The following is a 19,908-nucleotide window of genomic DNA, read 5'->3' on the forward strand; positions in this document are numbered from 1 at the left end:
CACGCCCCACCGCTCTCCTGTCGCTGTTCCCGCCCCCGCTCGCACCACTGTCCCCGCCGCCGTTCCTGGAGTCACGATGACCAACCCGCCGTCACCGCAGTCCCCGCCGCCCCAGCCCGGCGGCTTCGGCCCGCCGCCGCCCCCGCAGGGGCAGCAGCCGGGCGGCTTCGGCCCGCCGGTCGAGCCGCCCCCCGGCGGGTTCCCCCCGCCCGGCCCTTACGCACAGCCCGGCGGGTACTCCCAGCCCGGCGGCTTCGGGCCGCCCCAGCCCGTGACCACGCCGGACCCGACACCGGGTGGGGGCGGGCGCTCCCGGGGCCGCGCGGCGATCGTGGGCTCCGCCGTGCTCGCCATCGCGCTGATCGTCGGGGGCGGTGTCTGGTACGCCAACCAGCAGGGCGATGACGACGGCGCGAAGGACAAGGCGGCGGGCAAGCCGAAGGCCGACGGCGCCGGACCCGCGTACGAGAAGCCGAAGGAGCCGGTCCCCGCCGACCCGAAGGCCTCCTTCAAGGGCGCGGCCAACCAGCCCGCGTTGCCGAAGGGGGCCAGCACGTACCGGGTCAAGGGGTCCTGGCTGACCGAGAAGGTGTACGCGAAGGCGTCGGTCAAGCGGATCACCGGCCTCGACGCGGCCACCGGCCAGGACGTGTGGAAGCTGGACAAGCCCGGGATGTCCTGCGCGGGCTCCACGAAGCTCGGCGACGGCTCCATAGCCGTCGTCGTCACCCAGCCCGCGCCGAAGCCCGGGGACGACGAGAAGGGCTACGCGCCCTGCACCGAGGTCATGGCGTTCGACGTGAACACGGGGAAGAAGCTCTGGGCCAAGTCGGTCACCGTCGGCTACCAGAAGGAGAAGACCCAGTTCAACCAGGCCACGATCAGCGGCGACACCGTCGCGCTCTCCGGCCTGTACGGCGGCGCGGCCTTCGACCTGCGCTCCGGCAAGCTCCTGTGGAAGCCGAAGCTGGGCGAGAAGTGCAGGGACGTCGGCTACGGCGGCGGCGACCGGCTGGTGGCGGTGCGCTCCTGCGGTGAGCTGAGCACGCCCGTGTTCAAGGTCGAGCTGCTCGACGCGGCCACGGGCAAGCCCAAGTGGAGCTACAAGATGCCCGAGGGCGTGAAGTCCCCGAACGTCATCTCCACCTGGCCGGTGGTGGTCGGCACGGACTCCGGCGAGATCTCCTCCTCCGGAGCTTCCGACATCTTCTCCCTCGACGACCGCGGCAAGCTGCGGGCGAAGTTCGAGCTGCCGGACGGCCAGTACATGCACACCTGCGGGACCTCGTCGACCAACGAGGACTGCAAGGGCATCGTGGCCGGGAACGGCAAGCTGTACGTGGCGACGGCGCGGCGCGACGGCGACAAGGAGTACACGTCGACGAACGACATCGTGGTGTTCTCCCTGGCCACGGGGAAGACCACCGGGCAGCGCCTGAAGGGCGGCGAGGAGTACCCGCTCTTCCCCATCCGCATGGACGGCGGGAACCTGCTCATCTACAAGAGCGCCCCGTACGCCCGGGTCTACTCCGTCCACGGCCGCACCATGAAGCAGACCCTGCTGCTCGACGCCACCACCCGGCCGACCGCCCTGCCCCCGCTCCAGTCGGAGCTGCACTTCACCCACGGCAAGCTGTACCTCAGCTCGGACCTGCTGTCCCGCCCGGTCTCGGACCGAAAGTCGATCATGATCATGGGATTCGCGGCGAAATAGCGTTCGCCACGCAATAGCAAGCATGATCTAACCTGGCCCCGACGGACATATGTGTGCGAAGTGCCGGGCGGCGCGACGCGGTGGGGGAAGAGGACGGTCAGCCGATGCCGCGAGCTGTGCGCGCCGTCCGCCGTCTGCGCGCCACCCTGCGGGCGGAGTGGCAGTTCCTCTGCCTGGCGGCGTGGCGGGAGCTGCGGGAACGCCGCCCGGCCGGGGTCTCCCTGGCCGTGGCGGCGGCCCTCGCCATGATCTGCCTGCACGAACTCCAGCAGATCCCGTCGAGCGACCGCGTCGTGCGCAGGCTCAGCGAGGTCCGCGCCGACCAGCCGCTCTGGCTCTCGCTCCTGCGCACCCCGGTCTCCGTCCTGGTCCCGACCCGGGACCAGCCGGTCTGGGGCGGCCTGCCCCGCCTGCTCCTCTCCCTCGGCCTGGCCCAGCTCCTCATCGGCTCCAAACGCGCCCTGCTCATCGCGTACGCGGCGACGCTGGCCGGCACCTTGAGCGCGCGGGTCATGGTGGCCATCGGCCCCGACCACTTCGCGGGGGTGCCGGCCGCGTACGCCCACGACGTGGACACCGGCGCGTCGGCGGCCGTGGTGGGCCTGTTCACCTACCTGTCGGTGCGGCTGCGGGCCCCCGCCCTGTGCCTTGTGACCGTCGTGCCGACGGTGGTGGGCTCGATCCTGAAGCCGAACCTGGCGGGCCGGGAACACCTGGTGGCGGTGGCGTTCGTCCTCGCCATCGCCCTGATCCAGGAACACCGAAGACCGAACGAGTTCCGCCGCCCCCGCCCGGCCACCCCGCCCGCCTCGTCCGCCCCACCCGCCTGACGTCAGAGGGACCCGAGGTCCGAAGAGACCCAGTGCTCGGGCCGCAGCCGGATCACGACCTGCTCGCCGTGCTCCTTCCACGCCATCTCCACGTACCCGTCGACCTTCTCGGCGGGGAGGTACCGGGCGGAGATCTCCCGCAACTGCTCCGGCGTGGCCGCCTCCGTGCTGACGACGGGCCCCTCGACACTCACGTACCGGATCGTCGGCTCGACCCGCTCGACCAGCAGCGAGAACCGCCCCGCGGCAGCGATCAACCGCCCCTTGCGCGAGTCGCGGCCCGTCATGATCCACACGTCCCCGCCCGGCGCGTACTGGTACCAGATGGGCACGACGAGCGGCGCCCGTCCGTCCTCCCCCGAGTCCACGGCCAGCGCAGCGATGTGCGCCTCGGCCAGGAACTGCTCACGTTCGTCACGGGTCAGAGCCATCGTCGATCCCCTTCGCCTCGTAGAACTCGCGCGGTCCCTCCTGCTTACACGTCCAGAGCCGTGCCGTACACACGGGACACCCTGACGCGGAGCGCCACTTCGCGGTCCGCCGCCATCCGGGCCAGAGGCCCCGCGGACGGGTGTTCACGTACGGTGGCTGGACGCATCGTCACACGGACGCATCGTCACACGAGGGGGCCTGACATGGCGCTGTTCGGAAACGCGCACACCGTCGACCCGGCGTCGGCTCAGCAGGAGTACGCCCGGCTGATGGGCCACGGCGAGCAGGTGTACGCCGCCTACCGGCTGATCCGCGACACCATCCTGCTCACCGACCGCCGCATGATCTTCGTCGACAAGCAGGGCATGACCGGCAAGAAGGTCGAGTACCACTCGGTGCCCTACCGCAGCATCACGCACTTCTCGGTCGAGACCGCGGGCCACTTCGACCTGGACGCGGAGCTGAAGATATGGATCTCCAGCAACCCCGTGCCGATCGAGAAGACCTTCACCAAGGGCGTCGACATCTACGAGGTGCAGGCGATACTCACCCAGTTCGTGGCCAGGTAGGGCCCGGTTCGCGGGCTGTAAGTCGCCGGGTGGTCGCCGAGTAGTCGCGGGGACGGGGACCGGGTACGTTCATGGGTGCACTGCACAGCAATCCAGGGAACGACCCCCCATGATCTTCATCACCGTAAAGTTCACCGTCCGCCCCGAGCGGAGCGAGACGTGGCTCGACCTCGTCGACGACTTCACGCGGGCCACCCGCGAGGAGCCGGGCAACCTGTTCTTCGAGTGGTCGCGCAGCGTCGACAACCCGCACCAGTTCGTCCTCGTCGAGGCGTTCCGCGACGGCGAGGCGGGCGCTGCGCACGTGGAGTCCGCGCACTTCAAGGCCGCGATGGACACCATGTCGTACGCCATCGCCGAGATCCCCCAGATCGTCAGCACCGACATCCCCGGCATGGACGGGTGGGGGCGGATGGGCGAGGTCGCGCCGCGCGAGGCCTGACCTGATCGGACGCGTGTGGGGTCCAGGACAGTTCTTGTCCTGGACCCCACACGCGTCCGTACGTACGTCATGTGCGTCCGGTCAGGCGGCCGGCACCCGGTCCAGGAACCCGTGCACCGCCCGGATCCGGCCGTCCTCCGCCAGGACGATCACGTCGAACCCGGCCACCGGCGCCGAGCCGTCCGCGTCCGACACCAGCTCCCAGGTGAAGCGGGCGATGCCGTGGTGGCCGTCGACCTCACCGGTGTGGCGGAACGAGAAGCCGGGGAACTGCTCCCGGGCCCCGGCGATCACCGCGGCGACCCTCGCGTGCCCCGAGACGTCGGCCAGCGGGTCGGTGTACGTGCCGTCCTCGGTCCACGCGGCGGCCACGGCCTTGGTCAGGCTCGCGGGGTCGGCGCTGTTCCAGGCCTCGAAGTAGCGGGCGACGGCGGTCTCGTGAACGTCCTGTGCGGCCATGGGTGTTCGCCTCCGGCGTGGTCGTGGTTCGGGTCCTGTCCCCCGGAGACCGGGCGGAGTGCGCCGCCCGGGCCCCGGTGACCCCAACACTGCCGGGCGGGCCCGCCGGGGGCGATTACGCCCGAGGTAATGCCGACGGGCCGGTGCCGGTACGCGCCCGAGGGGCCCCACCCGCCACGGTCGGCGCACGCATGACTTTCGCCGCCGCCCCACCTGTGCTTGCCTGGGGGCTGATTCCGTGGGGTGGGACGGGAGTTGGCGGATGCGCAAGGTGTGGTGGGTCGGAGTGCTGCTCGGCGCGCTCCTGGTGGCAGGGTGCGGGGACCCGGGCTCCGACGGCGGCAGCGACCAGGGGGCGCCGCCCGCCCCCGTCCCGGGCGACCCCACCGACGGCGCCTCCCCGACCACCCGGGGCCGCGCGGAGGCGGACCGCGACGCCCGCGGCGAGCGGGACGGGCGGAACGGGCCCGACAGGCGCGCCGGCACCGGGAAGAAGGACCGGCCGCGCCCCACCACCCGCCCCAAGGTCCTCTACCTCGGCGACTCCCTCGCCATGGAGAACCAACGCGTCCTCGGCACCCTCGTGCGCGACCAGCTCGGCGCCCGCTACACCAGCGCGCCCTACTCCGGCACGACCCTCTGCGACTACCTGGAGGGAACCGGCAAGGACTCCCTCGTACCGGACAAGCACAAGGCGGCGACGCTCGTGCGCGAACTGCGGCCCGACTATGTGGTGCTGCAGTTCTGGGGCAACGCCTGGGGCTACACGCCCTGCATGGAGGGCATCACCTACGACAAGGCACAGGGCCGGTACTTCTCGCGGTACGCGGCCGACGCGCGCCGTCTCACGGGGCAGATCACCGACGCCGCGCGCGAGGCGGGCGGCAAGCGGCCCCGAGTGGTGTGGGTGTCGCAGGGCCCGGACCCGATGACCCCGGACCGGGTGCGCCGCGTCAACGCGCTCTACCGTCAACAGGCGGCGGCGAGCGGCGACTTGGTCTCGGACGCGGGCAAGGCCGTCAGCCCGGCCGCCGCCCGGCACACCTGGGTGGAGAAGCTGCCCTGCACGGCGTACGAGCGCGCCCACCGCGCGTACTGCACCGAGCCGGAGAGCGACCGCACCGCCCTGCACCGCTCCGACGACCCGCTGCACTTCTGCCTGGCCCCGACGACCGCCAAGTCCCGTCCGTGTCCTGTGCCTTCACCGGGCATCCGGCGCATCGGGCAGGCGGTCGCGGACACGCTGCGGGCGCAGGAGACCCGCTGACGCCACCGGTCGGGCCCGCTAGCGGCGCCAGGCGCTGTAGGACATGACGTCCCCGGCCTCGACCGCGAACCTCGGCCGGTCCTTGGTGAACATCACCTCCAGGCCGAGCGGTTCGCCCGTGTCGGGGTCGAGGATCAGCATGTGGCGCAGGTGCTCGTCGCGGGAGTCGAGGACGTAGGCCTGGCCGGAGCGGCCGAGCCGGTCGGTGACCGTGCCCGCGGGCCGCAGGCCGCCGCTGTCGGCGAGGAGCCTGGCCAGGGCGGCGCTCTCGCGGGCGCCGAGCGTCCAGGTGTCGAGCAGCGAGGGCAGCGCGTCGAGGACCTCGCGGGTGCTCGCGGGCGTGGTGCGGCGCGGGAAGCCGGGCTCGTGGACCTCGGTGAGGTAGTCGCGCAGGGCGGCGGCGGTGTGCGGCGGGCGGGAGCGGGGCGGGGCGTCGGACCGGCTCGGCGGGTGGATGCGCTCGCTGATCACCTTGCCGTCGGCCTTGACGCGCTCGGTGCGGCTGCCGTCCGGCTGCCAGCGCACCTCCCGCTCCTCGGGCAGCGTGACGGGGCGCTCGGCGTCCGGGCCCTCGTCCAGGGCGATGCTCCAGGTCTGCACGTGGGCGCCCCTGCGCAGCCGGGGTCCGCCGTCGCGGGCGGCGGCCTCGGCGCGGTCGGCGACGCGGTCGAGCGTCAGGGCGGCGCTGTCGCGCGGGTGCAGGGCGCCGGGCACGGCGGCGGTGGCGGGCGCGGCGGCCAGGTCGGGCACGGTGAGCGCGAGCACGGCGGCGAAGGCGACGGCGGCGGCCTCGGCCCACAGCACGACGCGGCGGCGGGCGCGGCGGGCCCGGGTGCGGTGCAGGAGCTGGTTGAGGCCGCGCTCGGCGACGGCGTTCAGGGGGCGGTCGCGCCAGGGCCCGGTGGTGGCGGAGACGGGGTTGGCGGCGCGCAGGAGGTCGAGGTCGGCGTCGTGGGCGTCGCGCCGGTCGTCCAGGTGGTCAGTCACGGCTCTCTCCCGCTCGTACGTTCATCTGCATCCGGTCGATCTCCGCGCGGAGTCTGCGGCGGGCCCGGTGCAGCCGCATCGCCGCCGCGCCGGGGCTGCACTCCAGGGCCACCGCGAGCTCGTCGACGCCCAACTCCTCCCAGGTGGTCAGGCGAAGGGCCTCCTGGTCGGCGGGGGAGAGCCGGGCCAGGGCCTCGTGCACCCAGGAGCCGGGGCGTTCGGTGTCCGGGCTGTCCACGATCTGATGGCCGTGGGCGCTCTCGTTCAGGCCGATGCGGTGCAGCAGGCGCCGCCTCCGCCCGAGGCCGCGCACCGTGTTGGCCAGGCAGTTGCGGGCGACGGCGTAGAGCCAGGGCAGCGGTGCCTCGGGGAGTTCGGCGCGGCGCCGCCAGGCTATGGAGAAGACGTCCGCCACGACCTCCTCGACCTCGTGGGCCTCCCCCGCGTCGAGCCTGCGCGCGACGAACCGGCTCACCGCCCAGTAGTGCTCGCGGTAGGCGGCCGCGAAGGAATCGTCCGTGCTCATGGACCGTAGGTGTCCGGCATGCGTCCGATCCTCACACCCGGCCGCTGTGATTCTCGCGGCAGGGGTGTCCGGTGATGCCGGGCCGCCTCCCGGACACGTACGGGGCATGAGGTCAACCGTGAAGTGGCTCACGACCACGGACCACAAGACGATCGGCACGCTGTATCTGGTGACGTCGTTCGCGTTCTTCTGCATCGGCGGGGTGCTGGCGCTGTTCATGCGCGCCGAGCTGGCCCGGCCCGGCACGCAGATCATGTCGAACGAGCAGTTCAACCAGGCGTTCACGATGCACGGCACGATCATGCTGCTGATGTTCGCGACGCCGCTGTTCGCGGGCTTCGCGAACTGGATCATGCCGCTCCAGATCGGCGCGCCCGACGTCGCGTTCCCGCGCCTGAACATGTTCGCCTACTGGCTGTACCTGTTCGGCTCGCTGATCGCCGTCGGTGGCTTCCTCACCCCGCAGGGGGCGGCCGACTTCGGCTGGACCGCGTACGTCCCGCTGTCGGGCGTCGTGCACTCCCCCGGCATCGGCAGCGACATGTGGATCATGGGGCTGGCCTTCTCCGGCTTCGGCACGATCCTCGGCTCGGTCAACTTCATCACCACCATCATCTGCATGCGCGCCCCCGGCATGACGATGTTCCGCATGCCGATCTTCACCTGGAACGTGCTGCTCACGGCCGTGCTCGCGCTGCTCGCGTTCCCGGTGCTGGCCGCCGCGCTGTTCGCCCTGGAGCTCGACCGGAAGTTCGGGGCGCACATCTTCGACGCGGCGAACGGCGGGGCGCTGCTGTGGCAGCACCTGTTCTGGTTCTTCGGCCACCCCGAGGTCTACATCATCGCCCTGCCCTTCTTCGGCATCATCTCCGAGGTCGTCCCGGTCTTCTCGCGCAAGCCGATGTTCGGCTACATGGGCCTGGTCGGCGCGACGATCGCCATCGCGGGCCTCTCGGTGACGGTGTGGGCGCACCACATGTACGTCACGGGCGGCGTGCTGCTGCCCTTCTTCTCCTTCATGACGTTCCTGATCGCCGTGCCGACGGGCGTGAAGTTCTTCAACTGGCTCGGCACGATGTGGAAGGGGTCCCTGTCCTTCGAGACGCCGATGCTGTGGGCGGTCGGCTTCCTCATCACGTTCGTCTTCGGAGGTCTGACGGGCGTGATCCTGGCGTCACCGGTGATGGACTTCCACGTCTCGGACTCGTACTTCGTCGTCGCGCACTTCCACTACGTCATCTTCGGCACCGTGGTCTTCGCGATGTTCGCCGGATTCCACTTCTGGTGGCCCAAGTTCACCGGCAGGATGCTCGACGAACGCCTCGGCAAGATCACGTTCTGGACGCTCTTCGTCGGCTTCCACGGGACGTTCCTCGTCCAGCACTGGCTCGGCACGGCGGGCATGCAGCGCCGGATCCCCGACTATCTGGCGGTGGAGGGCTTCACCGGCCTGAACACGCTCTCCACGATCTTCTCGTTCCTGCTCGGCATGTCGCTCCTGCCGTTCTTCTACAACATCTGGAAGACCGCCAAGTACGGCGAGAAGATCGAGGCCGACGACCCCTGGGGCTACGGCCGCTCCCTGGAGTGGGCCACCTCCTGCCCGCCGCCCCGGCACAACTTCACGTCCCTGCCCCGCATCCGCAGCGAGTCGCCCGCCTTCGACCTGCACCACCCGGAGATCGCGGCGGCCGACGACGGGCTCGCCGAGGCGCCCGCACCGGCGGAGGTGGCCGCGCGATGACGGCGATGGACGAGCGCGGGGCCGACGCGCGGGCGCTGGTGCGGGACCTCGAGGGGCTGCTGCTCGTCGAGGCGGCACGGGCGGAGAGCCGGGCGGCGGCCGGCCGGTTCACCGGCCGGCTCCCCTGGCTCACGGACAGCCAGCGCGAAGAGGTGGAGCGGCAGTACACCGAGGAGCACATGGTCCTCACCCGGCGCGCCTGGGACCGCACCGCGGCCCGCTCGCGCGAGCTGCGCGCCGAGTACGAGGAGGCGTACCGGGTGCTCCAGCGGCGGGCGTTCGCGTGGTGCCTGGTGGGGGCGGCGCTGTTCATGGGGGCGACGCTCGAACTGAGCCGGGGGTGGGGCTAGGGCGCGTATCGAGTGGTGATCAATCTGTGGGATCCGCTCTCGCGGCGGGGTCTGGTCCGGTAGATCTTCTTGCGTGACGCGAGTGCAACTGACGGATGCAGAGTGGGAGTTCATCGGGCCGTACCTGCCGATCGGCGAGTACGGCCCGTACCCCGAGCGGCTCCGGCAGCAGTTCGAGGGTGTGATCTGGCGGTTCAAGACCGGCGGGCAGTGGCGGGAGATGCCGCAGGAGTTCGGCGCCTGGTCGACCGTGCACAACCGCTTCCGGCAGTGGCGGGACGCCGGCGTCTTCGAGGCGCTGCTGGAGGGCCTGATTGCGGAAGCGGCGAAGCGGGGTGAGGTGGACCTGTCCCTGGTCAGTATCGACTCCACCACCGCGCGGGCACACCACGATGCCGCCGGGATGCACCTGGGCAAGGACGTCATCACTGCGCTGGAGAAGGCTGCCGCCGAGGAGGAGAAGGCCAGGTCAAAGGGGGCAGCCTCGAAGAACAAAGCGGGCAGGACGTCAAAGCAGATCCCGAGCGGGAGGAGCGGCGACGCATCCGACGTCGGCGAAGAGTCCGCCTGAAGGCCGCTCTCCTCGGGCGCTCCAGGGGCGGGCAGACCAGCAAGGTCCATCTGGCCGCCGACCGCAAGTGCCGCCCGCTGGCGTTTGTGCTGACCGTGGGCCAGGCCGCGGACAGTCCGCAGTTCATCCCCGTGCTCAAGAAGTTACGGGTTCGCGGCCCCGTCGGCCGCCCCCGCACCCGGCCGGACGCGGTCACCGGAGACAAGGCCTACTCGTCTCGCGGCAACCGGGCCCACCTGCGCCGACGCGGCATCAAGGCAGTGATCCCGGTGAAGAAGGACCAGGCCTCCAACCGAAAGAAGAAAGGCTCCGGGGGCGGTCGACCCGTCAGCCACGACGCCGCCCTCTACAAGGAGAGGAACACCGTCGAGCGCCTGATCAACAAGCTCAAGGCCTGGCGAGGCATCGCCACCCGATACGACAAGACCCCGGACAGCTACCTCGCCGGCCTCCACCTACGAGCCTCCATGATCTGGATCAAAGACCTCACCCGGACCACTAATTGATCACAACTCGATACGCGCCCTAGCCCGCCCCCGGCCCGCCCGGGCGCCGGCGCCGTCAGAGCGGCAGCCCGTAGTCCGCGCACTTCGGCTTGAAGTCCGGCTTGTCCGCGCCGAGGGCGTTGACGACGTTCTGCGTCGTCGGGCCGTCCGTGAACAGGCCGACGTGACCGACGCGGTTCTTCGGGCACTGGTCCTGCACGAGGATGTTGCGGACGTTGTCGCCCTTCAGGAAGCCGTTGCCGTACGGGCTCGCGATCAGGTCGTACTTGGTGGCGATGACCGTGTAGCGCACACCGGGGACGGTGTCGCCGTCGGCCCACAGCGCCTTCTGGAAGTCGGAGCCCTCCTGCTGGTCCTTCAGGCCCTGGAGGTTCAGGTGGTCGAAGGCGCCGTTGACGATGCCGAGCACGCCGAGGGCCTTGCCGAGGTTCACCAGACCGCTGAGGGTGGTGCCGTGGTTGGTGGGGGCGAGCGCCACGAGCCGGTCGACCTTCTTGGCGCCGCCGAGCCGCTTGATGTAGTGGTTCGGCATCATGCCGCCCTGGGAGTGCCCGAGGACGTCGACCTTCTTGGCGCCGGTGGCAGCCAGCACCTTGTCCACGAACGCGCTCATGCCCTCGGCGGACTTGGCGATGCCGGTGAGGCCGCCGACGCGCCCGCCGAAGTTGAACGGGCTGCCCATGCCGTAGTTGAAGGCGTAGACGCAGTGGCCCTCGTTGGCGAGCGTCGGGCCCATCTTGACCCAGTTCGCGCCGAGGTTCACGCCGGTGCCGTGCACGAGGACGACCGGGTTGGGGTGCTCGGCGTCGGGCTTGCAGTTCCAGTCGTTCACGCCGGACACGGCGTTCGGGCTGAGTAAGAAGTTGCTCACGCCCTCGGCGACGCCGCCGACGGGGTACTGCTTGCGCGGCTGTTCCCCGGCCTGCGCCGGGACGGCCGCGGCGGTGAGCGCCGAGGCGGCCAGGGTGACGGCCGCGGCCAGGCGGGCCGGTGCGGAGGCTCTGTTCATGGTGCCGGTCCCTTCAGGTGCACGAGTGGGGTGTTCGGACGCAGGGGTCGTCGCCATTTGTCATAGGCATGACAGATCTGCGTCCAGGAATCTGAAACGGCAGCACTTCAGATTTGGTTACTTGAAAGTAGGGCCACGGAAACAGCCGCGCAAGACTCGTGCGTACGAGAATTTCCGGGCGGGCCAAGGGGGTTGGCGCCGACGGGGCTGACCTCGGGCGACGAGGCCCGGGCGGGGTGGGTGAGGTGTGCGGGGCGCGGGGGGTCGTGTGGGGCGCGTGGGTCGGAGGCGGCGCGCGAGGGCTCGTGGGTCGGAGGCGGCGCGCGAGGGCTCGTGGGTCGGAGGCGGCGGGCGAGGTCGCGTGGGGCGGAGGCGGCGGGCGAGGTCGCGTGGGGCGCGTGGGGCGGAGGCCGCGCGCGGTTACGCCGAGGGCCGGGCCCGCCGCGGCCACGAGCCCGGGTCCTGCTCCGGCGCGGACGACGCGAAGGCGTGGGTGGGCTGGGCGAGCACCACGGTGAGGTCGTCCACGAGCGGGGCGCCGCCGGTGTGCCTGCGGACCAGGCCCGTCAGGCACTCCAGCGCGTCGGGCAGGGCGGGTTGGGCGAGGGCGGCGTGCACCTGGGGCGCGTCGAGCCGGAAGGGGACGCGGTCGCCGTCGCGGGCGTCGGTGAGGCCGTCGGTGTACAGGAGCAGGCGCTGGCCCGCCGAGAGCCGGACGCGCTGCGCGGACGGGGTGGGGCCGAGGCCCAGCGGGGGCGAGGGCCGCGGCGGGGCGAGCAGGCACAGGCGGCGGCCGGTGCGCAGCGGGGCCGGATGACCGCAGTTGACGATGCGGGCCTCGCCGGGGCGGAAGTCGACGAGCAGCAGCGTGACGAAGTCCTCCGGGCCGAGGTCGGGGCGCAGCCGCTCGTCGAGGGCGTGCACGAGCCGGACCGGGTCGGGCTCGGTGGCCGCGGTGCCCCGGAAGGCGGCGAGGACGGCGGCGGCCACCCGCATCGCCTGCGCCCCGTGCCCCTTGACGTCGGCGAGCAGCAGGCGCGGCCCCGCGGCAGTGAGCACGACGTCGTGGACGTCACCGCCGAGCAGGCCGTGCGGGTCGAAGGAACGGGTGTGCGCGGCGAGGTCGACGTGGCCGACGCGGTCGGGCAGGGGGCGGGCCAGGGCCTCCTGGGCGGCGACGGCGAGTCGGGTCACGTCGTCGAGCGCGCACTCGGCGCGTGCGCGGGTGCGCGCCGTGAACACCGCCCACAGCGAGACCGCGGCGACGTTCAGGGCGGCGGCCACCGCGCCCGGCCCGGCGGACGGCGTGCCGAGGAGCGTCAGGGCGACGGCGACGACCCCCAGAACAGCGGTGACGCGCACCGACAGGCGGTGGGCGGCAAGGAGCGGCCCCAGCAGCGCGAGCCCGTACGAGGGAAGGTGCGCGGCGAGCGCGAGCGAGGCCTCGACGGCCTGCGCGCCCACCGCCGCGGCCAGCCATTTGCGCCGTGTCGCCACTGCGTCCCCTCGGTCGTCCGACGAAGTCCGTCTGCCCCGCGCACGGCCCCCGTGTGCGGGGTACTGTGCCAGCTTCGATGACGGTCCGTGGCCGATTCGCCACAGCTTGCGCGTCGCCCGCCCGGCGTCGGCAGCATGGGGGCGGGACCTCCCGGACAGGGCGGGGTACGTCGCAATCAGTACGACGCAGGGGGCGAAGGTGGCGCAGTCGCGGGAACCGAAGGTGGGCGGCCCGGCGTGCGGGAGCGGCCCGGGGCTCGTCGGCCGGGGGGACGAACTGGCGAAGCTGAACGGCCGGTTGGCCCGCAACCGCCTCGTCACGGTGAGCGGGGTCGGCGGGGTCGGCAAGACCCGCCTCGCCCGGCAGGCGGCCGCCGAGCTGCGCCCGCGCTTCCCCGACGGCGTCTGGTGGGTGGAGCTGTCCCCGCTGGAGGACGGCACGCTCCTGCCGTACGCGATCGCCGAGGCACTGCCCCTGGTCGACCAGAGCGGACGGCCGCTGCTCGAAGTCGTCGCCGAGTACCTGGCGGGGCGTGAGCTGCTGCTCGTCCTCGACACCTGCGAGCACGTGGTCCGGGAGTGCGGCGACGCGGTGGCGGCCCTCCTGATGGCGGCCCCGGGGCTGCGCGTGCTCGCCACCAGCCGCCGCCCGCTCGGCCTGTCCGTCGAGGACGTCGTACCGCTCGCCCCGCTGCCCGACGCGGACGCGAGGGCGCTCCTGGCACTGCGCGCGGGCGCGGCGGCCTCTGGAGGCAGCGGCGGCCCCGGCGGCTCCGGCGGACCTGACGGCCCCCACGACCCCGGCGGCCCCCGCGACCCTCACGGCTCCCGCGACGACGCCGAGATGGCGGCCCTGTGCCGGAGGCTCGACGGCCTTCCGCTCGCCATCGAGCTGGCCGCCGCCCGGCTCGGCGAGATGTCCCCGGCCGAGCTCAACCGGCGCCTCGACGACCGCTTCGAGGTCCTGGGCGAGACCCGGCAGCCCGTGTACGAGGCGGACCCGCCCTGGCACCAGGCGCTGCGCACCGCCATCGGCTGGAGCCACCAGCTGTGCACCCCGGCCCAGCGCCTCGCCTGGGCCCGGCTCTCCGTGTTCTCGGGGACGTTCGACGAGGAGGCGGCACGCCGGGTGTGCGCGGACGACCGCCTGCCCGCCCGCGGCATGTCGAACCTGCTCGCGTCGCTCGTGCAGAGCTCGATCGTGGAGTGGGTGCCCGCCGGCCCCGTGTCGCGCTACCGCATGCTGGACACCATCCGCGAGTTCGGCCTGGCCTGGCTGCGCGGACTCGGCGAGGAGGAGGAGCTGCGCCGCCGCCACGTCGACCACTACCTGGCGCTCGCGCACACCGCCGAAGCCGCCTGGTCGGGCCCCGATCAGGTGGCCTGGTACCGCCGCGCGAACGCCGAGCACGCCAACTTCCGCGCGGCGCTCGACTCCTGTCTCGCCGACGGCGACGGGCACCGCGCCCAGGAGCTGTGCGGCGCCCTGTGGTTCGTCTGGTTCGCCTGCGGCTTCTCGACGGAGGGCCGCCACTACGCGGACCGGGCCCTGGCCCTGCGCCACACCCCCGGCCACATCCGGGGCAAGGCGCTGTGGGCCCGCGGCCTGGTCGCCCTGATCCAGGGCGACCCGGACACGGTCCACCGGTCGGCCGTCGCTCTGCGGGAGGCCACCGCCGACGGGGACGACGCGACCGCGCAGTACGCGGCCGCCTATCTGGCCGGAGCCGCCCTCGTCGCGACGGGCCGGCACGCGGCGGCCATCGAGACGCTGCAAGCGCCCCCGCCCGGCAGGCCCGCGCCCGGCCGCTACGACGTGGCCTGGGGCCTGGTCCGCACCGCCCGCGCCTTCTCCCACGTCTTCCTCGGCCAGTACGAGGAGGCCGCGGCCGTCTCCGCGGAGCTGTGCGCCGACTGTGCCCGCGGCGGCGAACTCTGGCTGCACTCCTACGGCGACTACACCCGCGCCCTCGCCGAGCTCTCCCGGGGCCGCGCCGCCGAGGCCGTCACCCACGCCCGCGCCGCGGTGCGGGGCAAACACCGCTTCCACGACGCCCTCGGCATGGCGCTCGCCCTCGACCTGCTCGCCTCCGCGTCCGTCGCCACCCGGGACGCCGTGCGGGCCGCCCGGTTCCTCGGCAGCGCCGACCGGGTCTGGCAGACGATGGGCAGCGCGCGCGCCGGTTCCGAGGACGTGGCGGCCGCGCGCCGGGCCTGCGAGGCGGCGGCCCGCGGCCTCATCGGCGACGAGGCGTACGGGGCCGCGTTCCGCGCGGGGTACGAGGACGACCTGGACGCGGTCGTCTCGGAGGCCCTCACGGTGTGAGCGCGGAGCCCGCGGGAACCCGGCGCGGGGGATCGGTGTGAGCGACAATTCACGGGCAGGGGCGGGCAGTTGCCGCCGGGCCGAGGGGAGCGGAATCGGTGTTGTCGGACGAGGCGCGGGACGGACGACGGGCTTCGCGGGCGTACGGGGGCAAGTCCGCCGAGCAGCGCCGGGCCGAACGCCGACGGCGCTTCCTGGAGGCGGCCGTCGAGCTCTTCGGCGCGGGCCCGGGCGCGTACCGCGCCGCGTCGGTGGCGACGCTGTGCGCGCGGGCCGACCTGTCGACGCGCCAGTTCTACGAGGAGTTCCGCAACCTCGAAGAGGTGCTCGCCGTGCTCCACGGCCACGTGCAGAAAGCCGCGCAGGCCGCCATCGTGGAGGCCCTCGCCACGGCCACGGAGGGCAGCGTCCGCGAGCGCGCCGACACCGCGTTCCGCGCGTACGCCCGGGTGCTCACGGCCAATCCGCATCTCGTGCGGATCGCCTTCGTCGAGGTCACGGGCGTCAGCCCCGAGCTGGAGAAACAGCGCCTGGAGGCCCGCAAGGGCTGGGTGGACCTCCTGGTCGCCGCCCTCGACCAGGCCGCGGCGCACGGCGAGATCGGCGCGCGGGACTACCGGATCGCGGCACAGGGGTTCGTCGCCGCGGTCAACGGCCTGCTGTACGACTGGACGGCGGGGTACGTCGACGCGAGCCTCGACACGATCGTGGACGAGCTGCTGCTGATGTTCATGGGGCTGCTGCAGCCGCCGGAGGGCAAGGACCGGGTGGCGTAGGAACGCCGCGGCTTCCCCCGCTGCACCTCCTTGTCGTGCACGACGTGATCCCACACGAACAGCCCGTCCCAGCCCGTCTGTTCGGCGGCCACCGCCACCCGGGCGACGGTCCTGGCGTCCGCGAAGTCCCCTCTACGTGTCCGGGGACCGGATCTTCCTCGTGGGGCGGGACTGGAGCCCGGCGCGGGGCACGCTCTGGACCGTGCGGGAGAGCGAGGACGTGCGGGTGGAGTACGTGAGCGGGACGCGGGGGCGGCAGGAGGGGTGCGGTGGCCCCTGAGGTGAAGTGGCTGAAGACGGACGGGGGCTGCTGCTTGTCGGGGCCGGGACGGGCCGGTGGGGGGTTACCGTGCTGCCGGAGCGCACGGGCAGGACCACCTGGTCCGGGTGCGGCGACGGAGAGGCAGGCGAGGGAGCGGCATGGCGAGGTCCCCTGTGAGGCCCGAGGAGTTGATCGCCCGGTACGGGCTCGAACCACTGCCCTTCGAAGGGGGGCGTTTCCGCCAGACGTGGGCGGGACCGCCGGACACCGCGTCCGGCCATCCCGTCGGCACGGCGATCATCATGCTCCTGACGTCCGCCACGGGCGACTTCTCGGCGCTGCACCGCCTCCCCACCGACGAGGTCTGGCACTTCTACCAGGGCGACCCCCTCGACCTGCTGCTGCTCCACCCCGACGGCACGGACGAGCTGCGGATACTGGGCGACGGTGACGGCGAGGAGTTCCAGCTCGTCGTGCGCGCGGGGACGTGGATGGGGGCGCGGGTGCGGGACGGGGGCGAGTGGTCGCTGTTCGGGACGACCATGGCTCCCGGGTTCCTGGAGTCGGACTACGAGGGTGGGGATCCGGACACGTTGGCCGCCCGCTATCCCCAACAGGCCGAACTGATCCGGAGGTTGTGCCGTGTCTGATCCCGGACTCCCCTCACTGGCGGGGCGGGTGGCGCTGGTGACCGGCGCCAGCGGGCTGATCGGCGGCGGCATCGCGCGCAGCTTCGCGCGGGCGGGGGCCGCTGTCGTCGTGCACTGCAACAAGGGGCGCGAGCGGGCGCGGCACGTCGCCGAGGACATCGGGGAGGCGGGCGGGGACGCCCTCGTCGTCGCCGCCGACCTCGGCGAGGAGCGGGAGTGCCGCCGACTCGTCGAGGAGGCGTACGACTGGCGGGGGCGCCTCGACTCGCTCGTCAACAACGCCGGGGTGCAGCCCGTGCAGGGGCTCGCGGGGATGTCCGTCGGGGACTGGCGCGGGATGTACGACGCCGACGTCACCAGCGCGTTCTGCTGCACGCAGGCCGCTGTCGGGGTCATGGCCGGGCAGGACGGGGGTGGCAGTGTCACCCACATCGCGTCCATCGAGGGGCATCAGCCCGCCGTCGGGCACGCGCACTACAGCGCCGCGAAGGCCGCGCTGATCATGTTCGCGCGGGCGGCCGCCGTGGAGTACGGGGCGCGCGGGGTGCGGGTCAACTCGGTGTCGCCCGGGCTCATCGGGCACCCCTCCCTGGCCTCCGAGTGGCCCGACGGCGTCGAGCGGTGGGGACGGGCGGCACCCCTCGGCCGCCTCGGGCGGCCCGAGGACGTGGGGGCCGCGTGCGTGTTCCTCGCCTCGGACGCGGCGTCGTGGATCACGGGCACCGACCTGGTGGTCGACGGTGGAGTCAGCGCACGCTCGACGTGGTGACCCGCGCGTGCCGCGCCACCTGGCACCCCGGTACCGGGCCACTCCTGCCGGCCGTCGCCCTTGCGGGGTGGCACCTCCCAGAGCGGCCACGTCCTCCCTGTCGCCCCCGCTACCCTGCCGCCCGCCCCGTACAAGACGGACGGCGTGGCCCTGGTGGCAGAGGTCGTGCTGCCCGACGACATCGCCGGACTCGATGGATACCTCCGTGAGCTGGTGCACGGCGCAGCCCCCGGCGCCCTTGAGGCACTGATCGACCTGGCGGACCGTGAGATCCGCCGCGCCTTCCCCGAGGTCGACGCCACCTCGGCCCTGCGCCGTGCGCTCGACCAGCCCTCCAAGCCGGCCCGCGGCGGCGTCGGCGTCCTGTGGTCGAAGACAGAAGCCCGTCCGGCGATGGAGAACGAGGCGCGGAGCACCGGTCGGCGGGGCCCCGGCCCACGCGGGCGGGGCGCCCCTCCCTGGGGTGCGGGGGCGGAGCCCCGGTTCCGGTGAAGGGGTGGGGCTGGGGCGCGCCGTGAGGACGGCGACGGCCGCCCTGCGCGCTGGGGAGAGCGCGGGGGCGGCCGTCGTCGCGGCGGGCTCGGGCCGGGGCCCGGGGCCGTGGGTCTCAGAGGCCGGGCTTCGGGGCCGTGGCAGCGGCCTCGTCGGAGGCGGGCGCGGCAGCACCCGCCGACTCCGTACCGGCCTCCGGGACCACCACCGCGTCCGTGGGGGTGCGGTCCTTCATCAGGAGGAGGGAGAGGGCCGCGGCGACGAGGACACCGACGGCCCCGACCACGAAGCTCGCGGACATCGCCTCGGTGAAGGCGTCCCGGGCGGTGTGGATGAGCGCGGTGTTGCCGGTGCGCGCGGCCTCCGCGAATGCCTCGACGATGGACTCGTCGGCCTTGCCGGGCGTACCGGCGGGCATCTCGTTGCCGTACGTGTGGGACAGGATCGAGCCGAGGACGGCGACGCCGAGCGCCGCACCCGCCTGCTGGACGGTGTCGTTGAGGGCGGAGCCGACACCGGCGTGCTCGACGGGGACGGCGCCCATGAGGGCGGCCTGCGCGGCCGGCATCGCGAGCCCGCCGCCCATGCCCATCAGGACCATGGCGACGGTGACCATGCCGAAGCCGTCACCGGGCCGCAGCGTGGTGAGGGTGAAGAAGCCGGCGGCGGTGATCGTCAGGCCGAGGGCCACCATCACGCGGTTGCCGACCTTCTGGCCGAGCGTGGCACCGAGGGTGTTGAAGATCAGGGAGGCGACGGCGAGCGGCGCGAAGGCCCAGCCGGTATCGGTCGGCGAGTACTCGAGGACGAACTGGAGGTACTGGCTGAGGACCAGCATCAGGCCGCCGTTGGCGAAGGTCAGGAGCACGATGGAGAAGCTGGCGCCGGTGAAGACGCGGTTGCGGAACAGGGACAGCGGCACCATCGGCTCGGCCACGCGGGTCTCCCAGAAGCCGAAGCCGACCAGGGACAGCACGGTCACGATCGCGGCGACGTACACCTTCGGGTCGCCGAGACCGACCTTCGGCCACTCCGTGATCGTCCAGACGAGGGCCACCATGCCGACGACCGAGAGGATCATGCCGACCGGGTCGGCCTTGCGCCAGGGGCCCTTGGACTCGGGCATCAGGACGAGCGCGGCGACGATGGCGAGCACGGCGATCGGGACGTTGATCAGGAAGACCGCGCCCCACCAGAAGTGACCGATCAGGGCGCCGCCGAGGACCGGGCCGCCGACGAGGCCGACCATCGCCACGGCGCTCCAGGCGGCGATGGCCTTGGGCCGCTCGTCCTCGTCGAAGACGGTGATGAGGATCGACAGGGTGCTCGGCATGATCAGCGCACCGCCGACGCCCATCAGGACGCGCCCGGCGATCAGTTGCTCGGGCGACTCGGCGACCGTGGCGAGCAGTGAGGCCGCGCCGAAGAGCACCAAGCCGATGATCATCACCTTGCGGCGGCCGAACCGGTCCGAGAGCGAACCCGACGTCAGCAGCAGGCCCGCGAACACCAGCATGTACGAGTCGAGGATCCACTGGAGGTCCGAGGCGCTCGCGTCCAGGTCCTCCGCGATCGGCGGGACCGACACGGTCAGGACCATGTTGTCGACCACCAGGACCAGCGTGCTCAGGCAGAGCACGACCAGGATCAGCCAGCGCTTCGGATCCCGCGCCACCGCCGTCACGGCGGCTGCCTTCGTTTCCGACCCGTCCATCTCCGGACCTCCCCAA

19 protein-coding genes and 1 pseudogene are annotated in these 19,908 nt (G+C 72.7%); 13 read left to right on the top strand and 7 right to left on the bottom strand.

All coding sequences use genetic code 11. From position 1 onward, the window contains the following. Positions 1–76: 76 nt before the first annotated feature. Positions 77–1,714, top strand: a complete 1,638-nt coding sequence (locus QUY26_RS18570) for an outer membrane protein assembly factor BamB family protein (protein WP_289948093.1) — start codon at positions 77–79, stop codon at positions 1,712–1,714. A 104-nt stretch (positions 1,715–1,818) separates the two neighbouring features. Beyond that, positions 1,819–2,544 carry a hypothetical protein gene (locus QUY26_RS18575; RefSeq protein WP_289948095.1) on the top strand — a complete coding sequence of 242 codons (726 nt, stop codon included), beginning with the start codon at positions 1,819–1,821 and terminating at the stop codon, positions 2,542–2,544. A gap of 2 nt (positions 2,545–2,546) precedes the next feature. Here the strand turns inward: QUY26_RS18575 and QUY26_RS18580 are convergent, their stop codons facing one another. Then, a complete protein-coding gene (locus tag QUY26_RS18580; protein WP_289948097.1) occupies positions 2,547–2,975 on the bottom strand; it encodes a pyridoxamine 5'-phosphate oxidase family protein in 429 nt (142 codons plus the stop codon). A gap of 204 nt (positions 2,976–3,179) precedes the next feature. Here QUY26_RS18580 and QUY26_RS18585 point away from each other — a divergent pair, with 204 nt between their 5' ends. Together QUY26_RS18585 and QUY26_RS18590 are read left to right on the top strand one after the other, a co-directional pair. Further along, complete coding sequence (locus QUY26_RS18585; protein ID WP_189731390.1) at positions 3,180–3,545, top strand: PH domain-containing protein; 366 nt, start codon at positions 3,180–3,182, stop codon at positions 3,543–3,545. Positions 3,546–3,654: 109 nt separating this feature from the next. Further along, the gene (locus QUY26_RS18590) at positions 3,655–3,987 is read left to right on the top strand and encodes a putative quinol monooxygenase (RefSeq protein ID WP_289948103.1); all 333 of its coding nucleotides are present in this window, start codon (positions 3,655–3,657) and stop codon (positions 3,985–3,987) included. 81 nt (positions 3,988–4,068) lie between these two features. On the opposite strand, the gene QUY26_RS18595 is transcribed toward QUY26_RS18590, so the two are convergent. Then, positions 4,069–4,446, bottom strand: coding sequence for a nuclear transport factor 2 family protein (locus QUY26_RS18595; RefSeq protein ID WP_289948105.1), 378 nt, complete (start codon positions 4,444–4,446; stop codon positions 4,069–4,071). 262 nt (positions 4,447–4,708) lie between these two features. Here QUY26_RS18595 and QUY26_RS18600 point away from each other — a divergent pair, with 262 nt between their 5' ends. Beyond that, on the top strand, positions 4,709–5,713 hold the full coding sequence (locus QUY26_RS18600; RefSeq protein WP_289948107.1) for an SGNH/GDSL hydrolase family protein: 1,005 nt from the start codon (positions 4,709–4,711) through the stop codon (positions 5,711–5,713). An 18-nt stretch (positions 5,714–5,731) separates the two neighbouring features. Here QUY26_RS18600 and QUY26_RS18605 read toward each other — a convergent pair whose 3' ends face one another. Both QUY26_RS18605 and QUY26_RS18610 read right to left on the bottom strand, forming a co-directional pair. After that, a complete protein-coding gene (locus QUY26_RS18605; RefSeq protein WP_289948108.1) occupies positions 5,732–6,700 on the bottom strand; it encodes a CU044_5270 family protein in 969 nt (322 codons plus the stop codon). Continuing rightward, positions 6,693–7,226 carry an RNA polymerase sigma factor gene (locus QUY26_RS18610; RefSeq protein WP_289948109.1) on the bottom strand — a complete coding sequence of 178 codons (534 nt, stop codon included), beginning with the start codon at positions 7,224–7,226 and terminating at the stop codon, positions 6,693–6,695. The genes QUY26_RS18605 and QUY26_RS18610 overlap by 8 nt, the downstream gene beginning before the upstream one ends. 106 nt (positions 7,227–7,332) lie before the next feature. On the opposite strand from QUY26_RS18610, the gene ctaD reads away from it, so the two are divergent. The 3 genes and pseudogenes from ctaD to QUY26_RS18625 all read left to right on the top strand — a co-directional run bounded on the left by ctaD (position 7,333) and on the right by QUY26_RS18625 (position 10,397). Next, the gene (gene ctaD / locus QUY26_RS18615; RefSeq protein ID WP_289948110.1) at positions 7,333–8,970 is read left to right on the top strand and encodes an aa3-type cytochrome oxidase subunit I; all 1,638 of its coding nucleotides are present in this window, start codon (positions 7,333–7,335) and stop codon (positions 8,968–8,970) included. Further along, positions 8,967–9,320 carry a hypothetical protein gene (locus tag QUY26_RS18620; protein ID WP_289948111.1) on the top strand — a complete coding sequence of 118 codons (354 nt, stop codon included), beginning with the start codon at positions 8,967–8,969 and terminating at the stop codon, positions 9,318–9,320. The genes ctaD and QUY26_RS18620 overlap by 4 nt, the downstream gene beginning before the upstream one ends. A gap of 73 nt (positions 9,321–9,393) precedes the next feature. Beyond that, positions 9,394–10,397: pseudogene (locus QUY26_RS18625) on the top strand (IS5 family transposase). A 55-nt stretch (positions 10,398–10,452) separates the two neighbouring features. On the opposite strand, the gene QUY26_RS18630 reads toward QUY26_RS18625, so the two are convergent. Further along, complete coding sequence (locus QUY26_RS18630) at positions 10,453–11,406, bottom strand: esterase/lipase family protein (protein WP_289948113.1); 954 nt, start codon at positions 11,404–11,406, stop codon at positions 10,453–10,455. Between the two features lie 420 nt (positions 11,407–11,826). Then, positions 11,827–12,903: a PP2C family protein-serine/threonine phosphatase gene (locus tag QUY26_RS18635; RefSeq protein WP_289948114.1), complete on the bottom strand. Its 1,077-nt coding sequence runs from the start codon at positions 12,901–12,903 to the stop codon at positions 11,827–11,829. Between the two features lie 199 nt (positions 12,904–13,102). Here QUY26_RS18635 and QUY26_RS18640 point away from each other — a divergent pair, with 199 nt between their 5' ends. From QUY26_RS18640 to QUY26_RS18660, 5 genes are all read left to right on the top strand, one after another. Beyond that, positions 13,103–15,229: an ATP-binding protein gene (locus QUY26_RS18640; protein ID WP_289948120.1), complete on the top strand. Its 2,127-nt coding sequence runs from the start codon at positions 13,103–13,105 to the stop codon at positions 15,227–15,229. A gap of 98 nt (positions 15,230–15,327) precedes the next feature. Next, positions 15,328–16,005 carry a TetR/AcrR family transcriptional regulator gene (locus tag QUY26_RS18645; protein WP_289948122.1) on the top strand — a complete coding sequence of 226 codons (678 nt, stop codon included), beginning with the start codon at positions 15,328–15,330 and terminating at the stop codon, positions 16,003–16,005. A gap of 420 nt (positions 16,006–16,425) precedes the next feature. Next, a complete protein-coding gene (locus QUY26_RS18650) occupies positions 16,426–16,917 on the top strand; it encodes a cupin domain-containing protein (protein ID WP_289948124.1) in 492 nt (163 codons plus the stop codon). Then, entirely contained in the window at positions 16,910–17,686 is a 777-nt protein-coding gene (locus tag QUY26_RS18655; protein WP_289948126.1) for an SDR family NAD(P)-dependent oxidoreductase, read from the top strand. Before QUY26_RS18650 ends, QUY26_RS18655 begins: the two co-directional genes overlap by 8 nt. A 144-nt stretch (positions 17,687–17,830) precedes the next feature. After that, the gene (locus QUY26_RS18660) at positions 17,831–18,178 is read left to right on the top strand and encodes a hypothetical protein (protein ID WP_289948129.1); all 348 of its coding nucleotides are present in this window, start codon (positions 17,831–17,833) and stop codon (positions 18,176–18,178) included. A gap of 115 nt (positions 18,179–18,293) precedes the next feature. Here the strand turns inward: QUY26_RS18660 and QUY26_RS18665 are convergent, their stop codons facing one another. Next, positions 18,294–19,892, bottom strand: a complete 1,599-nt coding sequence (locus QUY26_RS18665) for an MFS transporter (protein WP_289948132.1) — start codon at positions 19,890–19,892, stop codon at positions 18,294–18,296. Positions 19,893–19,908: the final 16 nt, after the last annotated feature.

This window comes from Streptomyces flavofungini (assembly GCF_030388665.1).
GTDB lineage: Bacteria > Actinomycetota > Actinomycetes > Streptomycetales > Streptomycetaceae > Streptomyces > Streptomyces flavofungini_A.

Bases quoted from the DNA above. Each gene is read 5' to 3' on its own strand.
- QUY26_RS18570 (WP_289948093.1), top strand. From the start codon at position 77: ATGACCAACCCGCCGTCACCGCAGTCCCCGCCGCCCCAGCCCGGCGGC.
- QUY26_RS18575 (WP_289948095.1), top strand. From the start codon at position 1,819: ATGCCGCGAGCTGTGCGCGCCGTCCGCCGTCTGCGCGCCACCCTGCGG.
- QUY26_RS18580 (WP_289948097.1), bottom strand. From the start codon at position 2,975: ATGGCTCTGACCCGTGACGAACGTGAGCAGTTCCTGGCCGAGGCGCAC.
- QUY26_RS18585 (WP_189731390.1), top strand. From the start codon at position 3,180: ATGGCGCTGTTCGGAAACGCGCACACCGTCGACCCGGCGTCGGCTCAG.
- QUY26_RS18590 (WP_289948103.1), top strand. From the start codon at position 3,655: ATGATCTTCATCACCGTAAAGTTCACCGTCCGCCCCGAGCGGAGCGAG.
- QUY26_RS18595 (WP_289948105.1), bottom strand. From the start codon at position 4,446: ATGGCCGCACAGGACGTTCACGAGACCGCCGTCGCCCGCTACTTCGAG.
- QUY26_RS18600 (WP_289948107.1), top strand. From the start codon at position 4,709: ATGCGCAAGGTGTGGTGGGTCGGAGTGCTGCTCGGCGCGCTCCTGGTG.
- QUY26_RS18610 (WP_289948109.1), bottom strand. From the start codon at position 7,226: ATGAGCACGGACGATTCCTTCGCGGCCGCCTACCGCGAGCACTACTGG.
- ctaD (WP_289948110.1), top strand. From the start codon at position 7,333: ATGAGGTCAACCGTGAAGTGGCTCACGACCACGGACCACAAGACGATC.
- QUY26_RS18620 (WP_289948111.1), top strand. From the start codon at position 8,967: ATGACGGCGATGGACGAGCGCGGGGCCGACGCGCGGGCGCTGGTGCGG.
- QUY26_RS18630 (WP_289948113.1), bottom strand. From the start codon at position 11,406: ATGAACAGAGCCTCCGCACCGGCCCGCCTGGCCGCGGCCGTCACCCTG.
- QUY26_RS18650 (WP_289948124.1), top strand. From the start codon at position 16,426: ATGGCGAGGTCCCCTGTGAGGCCCGAGGAGTTGATCGCCCGGTACGGG.
- QUY26_RS18665 (WP_289948132.1), bottom strand. From the start codon at position 19,892: ATGGACGGGTCGGAAACGAAGGCAGCCGCCGTGACGGCGGTGGCGCGG.